The sequence below is a fragment of the Mycobacterium sp. E2497 genome (genome assembly GCF_001668695.1).
GTDB lineage: Bacteria > Actinomycetota > Actinomycetes > Mycobacteriales > Mycobacteriaceae > Mycobacterium.
In genome coordinates this window covers 1-13397 of the sequence record NZ_LZKD01000080.1, presented here as the reverse complement: position 1 = coordinate 13397, position 13397 = coordinate 1, and the positions used below count along the sequence as shown (strand labels likewise).

11 protein-coding genes and 1 pseudogene are annotated in these 13397 nt (G+C 68.9%); 11 read left to right on the top strand and 1 reads right to left on the bottom strand.

Going from position 1 to position 13397, the window contains the following annotated elements; all coding sequences use genetic code 11:
- The first annotated feature begins 8 nt into the window (after positions 1-8).
- The 11 genes from A5713_RS06075 (at position 9) to A5713_RS06025 (ending at position 13322) form a co-directional block, all read left to right on the top strand.
- Entirely contained in the window at positions 9-605 is a 597-nt protein-coding gene (locus A5713_RS06075; protein WP_102419932.1) for a TetR family transcriptional regulator, read from the top strand.
- A gap of 97 nt (positions 606-702) precedes the next feature.
- Positions 703-2175, top strand: coding sequence for an adenosylhomocysteinase (ahcY, locus tag A5713_RS06070; protein WP_067925371.1), 1473 nt, complete (start codon positions 703-705; stop codon positions 2173-2175).
- Positions 2176-2267: 92 nt separating this feature from the next.
- Entirely contained in the window at positions 2268-2957 is a 690-nt protein-coding gene (locus A5713_RS06065; RefSeq protein ID WP_068093622.1) for a dTMP kinase, read from the top strand.
- An 80-nt stretch (positions 2958-3037) separates the two neighbouring features.
- A complete protein-coding gene (gene mtrA, locus A5713_RS06060) occupies positions 3038-3724 on the top strand; it encodes a two-component system response regulator MtrA (RefSeq protein ID WP_068093620.1) in 687 nt (228 codons plus the stop codon).
- Between the two features lie 13 nt (positions 3725-3737).
- The gene (gene mtrB / locus A5713_RS06055) at positions 3738-5420 is read left to right on the top strand and encodes an MtrAB system histidine kinase MtrB (RefSeq protein ID WP_082972804.1); all 1683 of its coding nucleotides are present in this window, start codon (positions 3738-3740) and stop codon (positions 5418-5420) included.
- Entirely contained in the window at positions 5420-7177 is a 1758-nt protein-coding gene (gene lpqB / locus A5713_RS06050; RefSeq protein WP_197509090.1) for an MtrAB system accessory lipoprotein LpqB, read from the top strand. Before mtrB ends, lpqB begins: the two co-directional genes overlap by 1 nt.
- Positions 7178-7277: 100 nt before the next feature.
- Entirely contained in the window at positions 7278-7910 is a 633-nt protein-coding gene (locus tag A5713_RS06045; RefSeq protein WP_067919063.1) for a ComF family protein, read from the top strand.
- Positions 7911-8231: 321 nt separating this feature from the next.
- A complete protein-coding gene (gene hpf / locus A5713_RS06040; RefSeq protein WP_068093610.1) occupies positions 8232-8900 on the top strand; it encodes a ribosome hibernation-promoting factor, HPF/YfiA family in 669 nt (222 codons plus the stop codon).
- 92 nt (positions 8901-8992) lie between these two features.
- Positions 8993-11818 (top strand): preprotein translocase subunit SecA, encoded by a 2826-nt coding sequence (gene secA, locus A5713_RS06035; protein WP_068093607.1) that lies wholly within the window; start codon positions 8993-8995, stop codon positions 11816-11818.
- 193 nt (positions 11819-12011) lie between these two features.
- Positions 12012-12767, top strand: coding sequence for a methanethiol S-methyltransferase (gene mddA, locus A5713_RS06030; RefSeq protein WP_068093604.1), 756 nt, complete (start codon positions 12012-12014; stop codon positions 12765-12767).
- 72 nt (positions 12768-12839) lie between these two features.
- Complete coding sequence (locus tag A5713_RS06025) at positions 12840-13322, top strand: cation:proton antiporter regulatory subunit (protein ID WP_067919067.1); 483 nt, start codon at positions 12840-12842, stop codon at positions 13320-13322.
- Here the strand turns inward: A5713_RS06025 and A5713_RS29055 are convergent.
- Positions 13321-13397 (bottom strand): annotated as a pseudogene (locus A5713_RS29055) (hypothetical protein); the annotation flags it as partial. The gene A5713_RS06025 and the pseudogene A5713_RS29055 sit on opposite strands and share 2 nt — an antisense overlap.

Genomic DNA, 13397 nt, shown 5'->3' with positions numbered 1-13397 from the left:
TGAAGCGGATGCCCTACCCCGAGGCGTCGCGGGTGCTGCTGCGCGACTCGGTGCTGGACGCCATGCGGGAGTTGCTGCTGACCCGCGACTGGTCCGCCGTCACGCTATCGGACGTGGCCCGCGCCGCGGGCATCAGCCGGCAGACCATCTACAACGAGTTCGGTTCGCGGCAGGGCCTCGCGCAGGGTTATGCCCTGCGCCTGGCCGACCGGCTTGTCGACGCCGTGCAGGACGCCATCGACGCCAACGTCGGCAACATCTACGAGGCGTTCCTGCAGGGCTTCCGCGCCTTCTTCGCCGAGTCGGCGGCGGACCCGTTGGTGATCTCCCTGCTGACCGGGGTCGCCAAGCCGGACCTGTTGCAGATCATCACCACCGACAGCGGGCCCATCATCACGCGGGCATCGGACCGGCTGAGCGCGTTCTTCACCCAGAGCTGGGTGGCCACCAGCGACTCCGACGCCGGCGTGCTGGCGCGGGCCATCGTGCGGCTGGCGATGAGCTACGTCTCGATGCCGCCCGAGGCCGACCACGACGTGGCGGCGGACCTGGCGCGGCTGATGACGCCGTTCGCGGAGCGTCACGGCGTCGTCAACGTCCCCTGACGCCCGGCCGCGGCCGCCGACTACAGTGGCGCAAGAGCGCATACCTAAGCTAAGTAATCCGCTGGGAACCCAAGCCGTAGTAAGGAATGAGACTTTTATGACGACGACCGAAAGTTCGCTGACCGCCGACGTCCGCAACGGCATCGATTTCAAGGTCGCCGACCTGTCGTTGGCGGAATACGGTCGCCGGGACATCGAACTGTCCGAGCAGGAGATGCCGGGTCTGATGTCGCTGCGCCGCGAATACCACGACGTGCAGCCCCTCAAGGGGGCGCGGATCTCGGGCTCGCTGCACATGACGGTGCAGACCGCCGTGCTCATCGAGACCCTCGTCTCGCTGGGCGCGCAGGTCCGGTGGGCGTCCTGCAACATCTTCTCCACCCAGGACCACGCCGCCGCCGCCGTGGTCGTCGGCCCGCACGGCACGCCCGAGGAGCCCAAGGGTGTCCCGGTGTTCGCCTGGAAGGGCGAGACGCTGGAGGAGTACTGGTGGGCCGCCGAGCAGATGCTCACCTGGCCGGACGAGCCGGCCAACATGATCCTCGACGACGGCGGCGACGCCACCATGCTGGTGCTGCGCGGTGCGCAGTACGAGAAGGCCGGCGTGGTGCCGCCGGCGGAGGACGACGACCCCACCGAGTGGAAGGTCTTCCTGGAGCTGCTGCGCAAGCGCTTCGAGACCGATAAGGACAAGTGGACCAAGATCTCCGAGTCGGTCAAGGGCGTCACCGAGGAGACCACCACCGGCGTGCTGCGGCTGTACCAGTTCGCGGCGGCCGGTGACCTGGCCTTCCCGGCGATCAACGTCAACGACTCGGTGACCAAGTCCAAGTTCGACAACAAGTACGGCTGCCGGCACTCGCTGATCGACGGCATCAACCGCGGCACCGACGTGCTGATCGGCGGCAAGAAGGTGCTGGTCTGCGGCTACGGCGACGTCGGCAAGGGCTGCGCCGAGTCGGTCAAGGGCCAGGGGGCGCGCGTCGTCGTCACCGAGATCGACCCGATCAACGCGCTGCAGGCGCTGATGGAGGGTTACGACGTCGAGACGGTCGAGGACGCGATCGGCAGCGCGGACATCGTCATCACCGCGACCGGCAACAAGGACATCATCACCCTCGAGCACATGAAGGCGATGAAGGACTATGCGGTGCTGGGCAACATCGGGCACTTCGACAACGAGATCCAGGTCGCCGCGCTGGAGCGCTCCGGCGCCACGAAGACCAACATCCGCCCGCAGGTCGACGTGTGGACCTTCCCCGACAGCGGCAAGTCGATCATCCTGCTGTCCGAGGGGCGGCTGCTGAACCTGGGCAACGCGACCGGCCACCCGTCGTTCGTGATGAGCAACAGCTTCTCCAACCAGGTGATCGCCCAGATCGAGCTGTGGACCAAGAACGACGAGTACGACAACGAGGTGTACCGGCTGCCCAAGCACCTCGACGAGAAGGTGGCCCGCATCCACGTCGAGGCGCTCGGCGGCAAGCTGACCAAGCTCACCAAGGAGCAGGCGGAGTACATCGGCGTCGACGTCGACGGTCCCTACAAGGCCGACCACTACCGCTACTGAGTCAGGCCGCTCGCCGGACGTGAAACTAGTTTCACGTCCGGCACCGAGTGTGAAAGTAACGTCACGCTCGACGGCCCGATAGGCTCGGCGCCGTGCTGATCGCGATCGAAGGGGTGGACGGCGCGGGCAAGCGGACGCTGTCCGAGGGCCTGCGCAAGGCCTTCGAGGCGGCCGGGAAGTCCGTGGCCATCACGGCCTTCCCGCGTTACGGCAAATCGGTGACCGCCGACGTCGCGGCCGAGGCCCTGCACGGCCGGCACGGTGACCTGGCGTCTTCGGTCTACGCGATGGCGATGCTGTTCGCGCTCGACCGGGCGGGCGCCGTGGACGACATCGAGGCGCTGGTCCGCGACCACGACGTGGTTATCCTGGATCGCTACGTCGCGTCCAACGCCGCCTACAGCGCCGCGCGCCTGCACGAGGGGGCCGGCGGGGCGGCCGCCGCCTGGGTGCTCGAGCTGGAGTACCGGCGGCTGGGGCTGCCCGCGCCCGACTGGCAGGTGCTGCTCGCGGTGCCGGCGGAGCTGGCCGGGCAGCGCGCGCGCAGCCGGGCGCAGTCCGACCCGGGGCGGGCGCGCGACAGCTACGAACGCGACGACGAACTGCAGCTGCGCACCGGCGCGGTCTACGCGGAGCTGGCCGCCGCGGGCTGGGGCGGGCCCTGGCTGGTCGCCGACGCGGACGTCGATCCGGCCCGGCTGGCCGCCACCCTCATCGGTGCCAAGGACGTGCCGGCGACCGTCCGGGAGGGCACGCCGGGGGCGCCGGGCAGGGGTTTTTGACCGGATTTGGCTCCATATTTGCGGCTCGGCCCAAGAAACGCCCGTGTGGCGCGCCAATTTTGTCCCGATCTGGTGACACCATGGATGCCATGAGGCAAAGGATCTTAGTCGTCGATGACGACGCTTCGCTGGCCGAGATGCTCACCATCGTGTTGCGTGGGGAGGGTTTCGACACCGCGGTCATCGGTGACGGTACCCAGGCCCTGACTGCGGTGCGCGAACTGCGCCCCGATTTGGTACTCCTGGACCTGATGCTGCCGGGCATGAACGGCATCGACGTGTGCCGCGTGCTGCGCGCCGACTCCGGTGTGCCGATCGTGATGCTGACCGCCAAGACCGACACCGTGGATGTGGTGTTGGGTCTGGAGTCGGGCGCCGACGACTACATCATGAAGCCGTTCAAGCCCAAGGAGCTGGTGGCCCGGGTGCGGGCGCCGCTGCGGCGCAACGACGACGAGCCCGCCGAGATGCTTTCCATCGCCGACGTCGAGATCGACGTGCCGGCGCACAAGGTGACGCGCAACGGCGAGCAGATCTCCCTGACGCCGCTGGAGTTCGACCTGCTGGTCGCGTTGGCGCGCAAACCGCGCCAGGTGTTTACTCGTGATGTGCTGCTCGAACAGGTGTGGGGCTACCGGCACCCGGCGGACACCCGCCTGGTGAACGTGCACGTCCAGCGTCTGCGGGCCAAGGTTGAGAAGGACCCGGAGAACCCGACCGTGGTGCTGACCGTTCGAGGAGTGGGATACAAGGCCGGACCTCCGTGATCCGGGGGCGCCATTGATCTGGGGCTCTCGGCGACGCACTAGGAGCCGTTGGGGGCGCTCGGGCCCCATGACCCGCGGCATGGGTGCGGTGAGTCGCGCCGTCGCCGCTGCCTGGCGCCGGTCGTTGCAGCTGCGTGTCGTCGCGCTGACGCTCGGCATGTCGCTGGCGGTGATCCTCGCGCTCGGCTTCGTGCTGACCTCTCAGGTCACCAACCGTGTGCTCGACGTCAAGGTCAAGGCCGGCATCGAGCAGATCGAGCGCGCGCGCACCACCGTCGGCGGGATCGTCAGCGGCGAGGAGACGCGCTCGCTGGACAGCAGTCTGCAGCTGGCCCGCAACACGCTGACATCGAAGACCGACTCGGCGTCGGGCGCGGGGCTGGCCGGCGCGTTCGACGCGGTGCTGATCGTGCCCGGTGACGGGCCCCGCGCGGCGACCACGGCCGGCCCGGTCGACCAGGTGCCCAATGCCCTGCGCGGCTTCGTCAAGGCCGGGCAGGCGTCGTACCAGTACGCCACCGTGCACACCGACGGCTTCTCGGGCCCGGCGCTGGTCATGGGCACGCCGGCGTCGTCGCAGGTGGCCAACCTGGAGCTTTATCTGATCTTCCCGCTGAAGAACGAGCAGGCCACCATCACGCTGGTCCGCGGCACGATGATCACCGGCGGCGCGGTGCTGCTGGTGCTGCTCGCCGGGATCGCGCTGCTGGTGTCCCGCCAGGTCGTGGTGCCGGTGCGGTCGGCCTCGCGGATCGCCGAGCGGTTCGCCGAGGGGCACCTGTCCGAACGCATGCCGGTGCGCGGCGAGGACGACATGGCCCGGCTGGCGGTGTCCTTCAACGACATGGCGGAGAGCCTGTCCCGGCAGATCACCCAGCTCGAGGAGTTCGGCAACCTGCAGCGCCGGTTCACCTCGGACGTCAGCCACGAGCTGCGCACCCCGCTGACCACCGTGCGGATGGCCGCCGACCTCATCTATGACCACAGCGCCGACCTCGACCCGACGCTGGCGCGCTCCACCGAGCTGATGGTCAACGAGCTGGACCGGTTCGAGTCGCTGCTCAACGACCTGCTGGAGATCTCCCGGCACGACGCCGGTGTGGCCGAGCTGTCCGTCGAGGCGGTGGACCTGCGCACCACCGTGCAGAGCGCGCTGGGCAACGTCGGCCACCTGGCCGAAGACGCCGGCATCGAGCTGCTCGTCGACCTGCCGGAGGAAGAGGTGATCGCCGAGGTCGACACCCGGCGGGTGGAGCGGATCCTGCGCAACCTGATCGCCAACGCGATCGACCACGCCGAGCACAAGCCCGTGCAGATCCGGATGGGGGCCGACGAGGACACCGTGGCCGTCACCGTTCGCGACTACGGCGTGGGGCTGCGGCCCGGCGAGGAGAAGCTGGTGTTCAGCCGGTTCTGGCGGGCCGACCCGTCGCGGGTGCGCCGGTCCGGGGGCACCGGGCTGGGCCTGGCGATCAGCGTGGAGGATGCCCGTCTGCACCAGGGCCGGCTGGAGGCGTGGGGCGAGCCCGGTGAGGGCTCGTGCTTCCGGCTCACCCTTCCGCTGGTCCGCGGCCACAAGGTCACCACCAGCCCGCTGCCCATGAAGCCCATTCCGCCCACCGCGACGACGACGACGGGCCCGCAGCAGACCAAAGACCGGTCGCGGCAACGCGAACACGCCGAGAGGAGCGGGTGATGCGGCGCCTGCTCGGGCTGTTGGTCCTCGCGGTGGTGCTGGCCGGGTGCGCGGGGGTGCCCAGCTCGTCGGCTCCCCAGGCCATCGGCACCGTCGAACGGCCGGCGCCGTCGAACCTGCCCAAGCCGACGCCGGGCATGGATCCCGACGTGTTGCTGCGCGAATTCCTCAAGGCCACAGCCGATCCCGCGAACCGGCATCTGGCGGCCCGGCAGTTCCTCACCCAGTCGGCGTCCAACGCCTGGGACGACGCCGGCAGCGCCCTGCTGATCGACCACGTGGTATTCGTGGAAACCCGTGCCGCCGAACGGGTTTCGGCGAACATGCGGGCGGACATCCTGGGGTCGCTGTCGGACATGGGGGTGTTCGAGACCGCGGAGGGGGTGCTGCCCGACCCGGGCCCGATCGAGTTGGTCAAGACCTCGGGCGGGTGGCGGATCGACCGGCTGCCCAACGGGGTCTTCCTGGACTGGCAGCAGTTTCAGTCGACCTACAAGCGCAACACGCTGTACTTCGCCGACCCCACCGGCAAGACGGTGGTACCCGATCCGCGCTATGTCGCGGTCGCCGATCACGACCAGCTCGCCACCGAGTTGGTCTCCAAGCTGATCGGCGGCCCGCGGCCGGAGATGGCGCACACCGTCCGCAACCTGCTTGCCCCGCCGCTGCGGTTGCGCGGGCCGGTGACCCGCGCCGACGGCGGCAAGAACGGGATCGGGCGCGGCTACGGCGGCGCGCGCATCGACCTGGAGAAGTTGTCCACCACCGATCCGCACAGCAGGCAATTGCTTGCCGCGCAGATCATCTGGACGCTGGCCCGGGCCGACATCCGGGGCCCGTATGTGATCAACGCCGACGGCGCGCCGCTGGACGACAGGTTCGCCGAGGGCTGGACGACCTCCGACGTGGCGGCCACCGACCCCGGCGTGGCCGACGGCGCGGGCGCCGGGCTGCATGCCCTGGTGAACGGCTCGCTGGTGTCACTGGACGGGCAGCGCTTCACCAACGTTCCCGGGGCCTTCGGGCGGATGGGCGACCAGACCGGCGCCGCGCTGTCCCGCAGCGGGCGGCAGGTGGCGTCCGTCGTCACGCTGCACCGGGGCGCGCCCGACGAAGCGGCGTCGCTGTGGATCGGCGACCTCGGCGGCGAGGCGGTCCAGTCCGCCGACGGGCACAGCCTGACGCGGCCCAGCTGGTCGCTGGACGACGCGGTCTGGACGGTGGTGGACGGCAACAACGTGCTGCGGGCGATCCAGGAGCCGGCCTCGGGGCAACCCGCCCGCATCCCGGTCGATTCCGTCGCCGTGGCCAGCCGCTTCCCGGGTCCGATCACCGACCTGCAGCTGTCCCGCGACAGCACACGCGCCGCGATGGTGATCGGCGGCCAGGTGGTGCTGGCCAGCGTCGAGCAGACCCAGGCCGGACAGTTCGCCCTGACCTACCCGCGGCGGCTCGGCTTCGGGCTGGGCAATTCGGTCGTCTCGCTGTCCTGGCGCACCGGCGACGACATCGTGGTGACCCGCACCGACGCCAGCCATCCGGTGTCCTACGTCAACCTCGACGGGGTGAATTCCGACGCGCCGGCCCGCGGGCTGCAGATGCCGGTGCTGACCGTCGCGGCCAACCCGTCGACGATCTACGTCGGGGCCCCGCAAGGGGTGCTGCAGTACTCGGCGTCGGCGGCCGAAAGCCAGCAGGGCTGGTCGGAGGTGCCCGGGCTGACGGTGTTCGGGGCGGCCCCGGTGCTGCCGGGCTAGTGGCGATCGCAAGCGCGGCGGAGCCGGGCGCGGCGGGTCGCCACCATCGGGCTGACCGCCGCGGCCGGGGTTGTCACCCCCGCCCGCGACACTGGCGGTCATGCTTGACCTCATCCTGCCGCTGCAGTGCGGCGGTTGCGGGGCCCCGTCGACCCCCTGGTGTGACGCCTGCGCCAGGGAGCTGTCGGTGGCCGCCGACCAGCCGCACGTGGTAAGCCCGCGGGTGGACCCGCAGGTGCCGGTGTTCGCGCTCGGCCGCTACGCCGGCGCGCGCCGGCGGGCGATCCTGGGGCTCAAGGAGCACGGCCGCGGCGACCTCGTGGGACCGTTGGCGGCCGCGCTGGCCACCGGCGTGCACCGGCTGCTGTCGTGGGGAATCGTCGAGACCCCGCTGACCGTCGTGCCGGCTCCGACGCGTCGTTCGGCGGCGCGCCGGCGCGGCGGCGACCCGGTCACCCGGCTGGCGCGCACCGCCGTGTCCGGCCACCCGGCCATCGCCGTCGTCCCGGCGCTGCGGATGCGGGCGCTGGTTCGCGACTCGGTGGGTCTGGGCATCACCGCCCGCGAGCGCAACGTCGCGGGCCGGGTGCTGCTGGGGGGACGGCGACCGGTCACCGAGGTGTTGATCGTCGACGACATCGTCACCACCGGGGCGACGGCGCGCGAGTCGGTGCGGGTCTTGGGCGCCGCCGGCGTGCGGGTCGCCGCCGTGCTCACGGTCGCTGTCGCGTGAGGCTGTGCGGTCGCCAAGAGTATGTGAAGAACTCGCAACAGCTCCGCGAAATCAGTGGCATGGCGAGGCGAACAAGAGCTAACGTCGAGAACAACATCAATCGACTCACTGGTCTGACTCACTGGTCGCGACATTCCCAGGTTGAGACCCCACTCGCGGGAAGGGGTGAGTATTCGACACCTTGCATCGGCGAGCAGCCTGCGGCGGTGACTTGTTGAAAGGACCGCTCTCCCACCTCGTCGGCGCGTCGTAGTAAGCCGGGCACGCAGGGCGCGTGCGACGTGAGAGAGAAACGAGTTGTCACGTATGTCAAGGCTATCCGTGGATTCCGGTCAGATTCTCGACCAACCGCCGACGCACACCGACGGCCAAGCCCAACCGACGACAGATGCCGAAGTCGTCATCAAGGGTCGCAATGTAGAAATCCCTGACCACTACCGCGTCTACGTCTCCCAGAAACTCTCCCGCCTCGAGCGGTTCGATCGCTCCATCTACCTCTTCGATGTCGAGCTCAAACACGCGCCCAACCGGCGCCAGCGCAAATCGTGTCAACGCGTGGAGATCACCGCCCGCGGCCGTGGGCCGGTAAGCCGGGCCGAGGCCTGTGCCGACAGCTTCTACGCGGCGTTCGAGTCCGCGGTCGACAAGCTGGAGAACCGGCTGCGCCGCGCCAAGGACCGCCGCAAGGTCCACTACGGCGACAAGACGCCGGTCTCGCTGGCCGCCGCCACCGCGGTGGTGCCGGCGCCGCCGCGCGAACCCGGGCCGGAGCCGCCCGTCGACCTCGATGGCGCCGAGACCGACCACGAGCCCGGCCGCATCGTGCGGACCAAGGAGCACCCGGCCACGCCGATGACGGTCGACGACGCGCTCTACGAGATGGAGCTCGTCGGGCACGACTTCTTCCTCTTCCACGACAAGCAGACCGAACGGCCATGCGTGGTCTACCGCCGCCACGGCTACGACTACGGGCTGATCAGGCTCGCCTGAGCAGGCCATCCTGAGGTTGGGCGGCCCTCGCGGGGTTGTCACCTACCATGGGAGTCGCCTTACACAGACTCCTACCAACAGGGGACAACACCGTGCTGTCGAAGTTGCTGCGCCTCGGCGAAGGTCGCATGCTCAAGCGTCTCAAGCGGGTGTCTGACTACGTCAACACCTTGTCCGACGAGGTCGAAAAGCTCACCGACGCGGAGCTGCGCGCCAAGACCGACGAGTTCAAGAAGCGGCACGCCGACGGCGAGAGCCTCGACGACCTGCTCCCCGAGGCGTTCGCGGTGGCCCGCGAGGCGGCCTGGCGGGTGCTCGACCAGCGCCCCTTCGACGTCCAGGTGATGGGCGCGGCGGCGCTGCACTTCGGCAACGTCGCCGAGATGAAGACCGGTGAGGGCAAGACCCTGACCTCGGTGTTGCCCGCCTACCTCAACGGCATCGGCGGCAAGGGCGTGCACGTCGTCACGGTCAACGACTACCTGGCCAAACGAGACAGCGAGTGGATGGGCCGCGTGCACCGCTTCCTCGGCCTGGACGTGGGCGTGATCCTGGCCCAGATGACGCCCGACGAGCGGCGGGTGGCCTACAACGCCGACATCACCTACGGCACCAACAACGAGTTCGGCTTCGACTACCTGCGCGACAACATGGCGCATTCGCTGGACGACCTGGTGCAGCGCGGGCACAACTTCGCGATCGTCGACGAGGTCGACTCCATCCTGATCGACGAGGCCCGCACCCCGCTGATCATCTCCGGGCCCGCCGACGGCGCCTCGAACTGGTACCTCGAGTTCGCCCGGCTGGCGCCGCTGATGGAGAAGGACGTCCACTACGAGGTCGACCTGCGCAAGCGCACCGTCGGCGTGCACGAACTCGGCGTCGAATTCGTCGAAGACCAGCTCGGCATCGACAACCTCTACGAGGCCGCCAACTCGCCGCTGGTCAGCTACCTCAACAACGCACTGAAGGCCAAAGAGCTGTTCAACCGCGACAAGGACTACATCGTCCGCGACGGCGAGGTCCTCATCGTCGACGAGTTCACCGGCCGCGTGCTCTACGGCCGCCGCTACAACGAGGGCATGCACCAGGCCATCGAGGCCAAGGAACACGTCGAGATCAAGGCCGAGAACCAGACGCTGGCCACCATCACGCTGCAGAACTACTTCCGGCTCTACGACAAGCTCGCCGGCATGACCGGTACCGCCCAGACCGAGGCCGCCGAGCTGCACGAGATCTACAAGCTGGGCGTGGTGCCGATCCCGACCAACAAGCCGATGGTCCGCACCGACTGCTCCGACCTCATCTACAAGACCGAGGAGGCCAAGTACATCGCGGTCGTCGACGACGTCGCCGAGCGCTACGAGAAGGGCCAGCCGGTCCTGATCGGTACCACCAGCGTGGAGCGCTCGGAGTACCTGTCGCGGCAGTTCCAGAAGCGCCGCATCCCGCACAACGTGCTCAACGCCAAGTACCACGAGCAGGAGGCGGGCATCGTCGCGGTGGCCGGCCGCCGGGGTGGCGTCACGGTGGCCACCAACATGGCCGGCCGCGGTACCGACATCGTGCTGGGCGGCAACGTCGACTTCCTCACCGACCTGCGGCTGCGCGAGCGCGGCCTCGACCCGGTGGAGACGCCCGACGAGTACGAGGCGGCCTGGCACGAGGAGCTGCCCAAGGTCAAAGAGGAGGCCGGCAAGGAGGCCGCCGAGGTGATCGAGGCCGGCGGCCTGTACGTGCTGGGCACCGAGCGGCACGAGTCGCGTCGCATCGACAACCAGCTGCGCGGCCGCTCCGGCCGGCAGGGTGACCCGGGCGAGTCCCGTTTCTACCTGTCGCTGGGCGACGAGCTCATGCGCCGGTTCAACGGCGCCGCGCTGGAGGCGATGCTCAACCGGCTGAACCTGCCCGACGACGTGCCGATCGAGGCCAAGATGGTCACCCGCGCGATCAAGAGCGCCCAGACCCAGGTCGAGCAGCAGAACTTCGAGGTCAGAAAGAACGTCCTCAAGTACGACGAGGTGATGAACCAGCAGCGCAAGGTGATCTACGCCGAGCGCCGCCGCATCCTGGAGGGCGAGAACCTCAAGGAGCAGGCGCTGGACATGGTCCGCGACGTGGTCACCGCCTACGTCAACGGTGCGACCGCCGACGGCTATGCCGAGGACTGGGACCTTGAGGCGTTGTGGACCGCGCTCAAGACGCTCTACCCGGTCGGCATCGACCACGAGACCCTGATGCGCCTGGACGGTGACTCCGAGCGCGACGACCTCACCCGCGAGGAGCTGCTCGACGAGCTGCTCAAGGACGCCGAACGCGCTTATGCGGCAAGGGAAGCCGAGCTCGAGGAGATCGCGGGCGAGGGCGCGATGCGGCAGCTGGAGCGCAACGTGCTGCTCAACGTCATCGACCGCAAGTGGCGCGAACACCTCTACGAGATGGACTACCTCAAGGAGGGCATCGGGCTGCGCGCCATGGCGCAGCGCGATCCGCTGGTGGAGTACCAGCGCGAGGGCTACGACATGTTCATGGCGATGCTCGACGGCATGAAGGAGGAGTCGGTCGGGTTCCTGTTCAACGTCACCGTCGAGGCGGTGCCGTCGCCGCAGGTCGCGCCGATGGAAGCGCCGGAGGGGCTCAAGGACCTCGGCGCCGCGGCAGACCAGGGCGACATCGCCCCGCCGGTGCGCGAAGAGCCTCCAGCCCAGTTGCGCGCCAAGGGAATCGACGACCAGCAACCGGCCCTGACCTATTCCGGCCCGTCCGAGGACGGCTCGGCGCAGGTGCAGCGCAACGGCGGCGACGGCCAGAAGACGCCGGCGGGCGTCGCGGGCGGAGGCTCCCGGCGTGAGCGCCGTGCGGCCGCAAGGCAGCAGGGTCGCGGGGCCAAGCCGCCCAAGTCGGTCAAGCGCCGCTAAGGCTTCGCTTCTGAACGCCGAGCGTGAAGTTGGTTTCACACTCGGCGCCGAGCGTGAAACCAACTTCACACTCGGCGTGCGGCAGGCGGCCGGCTTCACACCCCGACTGGTCAAAAATGCCTAGGGTCCCCTTGCGCCAAGATGAGGCAATCGACCTATAGGCGGGCGCGGGCACGGGGCGGACACTTAGCCCATGAGGCGATATCTGACGCTTGGCTACGGCGCCGCGGCGTACCTGCTCTTTCTCGCGGCCTTCCTGTATCTCATCGGTTTCGTGGGCAACCTGGCGGTGCCACGAAGCGTCGACCGCGGACTCCCCGCATCCATCGCCGAGGCGGTGCTGGTCAACACGGCGCTGATCGCCGCGTTCGGGGTCCAGCACAGCGTGATGGCCCGGCCCGCGTTCAAGCGCTGGTGGGTCCGCGTCGTGCCGTCGCCGATCGAGCGCAGCACCTACGTGCTGCTGTCCAGCGCGGTGTTGGCCCTGTTGTACTGGCAATGGCGAACGATGCCGACCGTCTTCTGGGACGTGCGGGTGCCCGCCCTTCGCGCGGTGCTGTGGGCGCTGTTCTGGCTCGGCTGGGCGATAGCGCTGCTGGCGACGTTCCTGATCAACCATTTCGACCTGTTCGGGCTCCGGCAGGTGTATTTGGCGTCGCGCCAAAAGCCCTACACCAGCGTCGAATTCCGCGTCCGCCTGCTCTACCGCGTGGTGCGCCACCCCCTGATGCTCGGGATGGTCATCGCGTTCTGGGCCGCGCCCGTCATGACGGCCGGGCATTTGCTGTTCTCGATCGGCATGACGTGCTACATCCTGATCGCCACGCAGCTGGAGGAGCGTGACCTGGTCGCATCGCTGGGCCCCCAATACCGCGATTACCGGCGCGAGGTGTCGATGCTGCTGCCGATACCGCGCCGCCAGCCCGCGGGGGTGGCCCGGCAGGGCTGACTCTTCAGGAGTTCTCTAGGAGCCCCGCGATCCGGAGACCGCGCCACCGGCCGACCTGTCAGGATTGACGGTATGGATGTCAAGGAGGTGCTGCTGCCGGGGGTCGGCCTTCGCTACGAGTTCACCGATCACAAGGGCGACCGCATCGGCATCATCGCGCGGCGAAGCGGCGACTTCGAGGTCGTCGTGTATGCCCGCGACGATCCGGACGAGGCGCGGCCGCTCCTGCAACTCAGTGACGAGGAGGCCGAGGCGGTGGCCCAGATCCTGGGGGCGCCCCGGATCGCCGAGCGGTTCACCGAGCTGGCCCGCGAAATACCCGGACTCGAGACCGGTCAGGTCCACATCCTGGCCAGCAGCCCGTTTGTCGGGCACCCCTTGGGCGACACCCACGCCCGCACTCGAACCGGCGCCTCCATTGTCGCGATCGTGCGCAACGAGGAAGTGCTCGCCTCGCCCGGGCCGGCCGAAATGCTTTACGCCCGAGACGTTTTGATCGTGATCGGCACTCAGGACGGAATCGCCGGCGTCGAGCAGATAATCGACAAGGGCTGAGCCGGTGCAGGTCCTCCAGCAGGCGGGCGATGACGCCCGAGGAGGAGATGTAGGTGACCCCGGCCAGACACAGGA

Coding starts and splice junctions, on each gene's coding strand:
- A5713_RS06075 (WP_102419932.1), top strand. CDS start 9: ATGCCCTACCCCGAGGCGTCGCGGGTGCTGCTGCGCGACTCGGTGCTG.
- ahcY (WP_067925371.1), top strand. CDS start 703: ATGACGACGACCGAAAGTTCGCTGACCGCCGACGTCCGCAACGGCATC.
- mtrA (WP_068093620.1), top strand. CDS start 3,038: ATGGATGCCATGAGGCAAAGGATCTTAGTCGTCGATGACGACGCTTCG.
- lpqB (WP_197509090.1), top strand. CDS start 5,420: ATGCGGCGCCTGCTCGGGCTGTTGGTCCTCGCGGTGGTGCTGGCCGGG.
- A5713_RS06045 (WP_067919063.1), top strand. CDS start 7,278: ATGCTTGACCTCATCCTGCCGCTGCAGTGCGGCGGTTGCGGGGCCCCG.
- mddA (WP_068093604.1), top strand. CDS start 12,012: ATGAGGCGATATCTGACGCTTGGCTACGGCGCCGCGGCGTACCTGCTC.
- A5713_RS06025 (WP_067919067.1), top strand. CDS start 12,840: ATGGATGTCAAGGAGGTGCTGCTGCCGGGGGTCGGCCTTCGCTACGAG.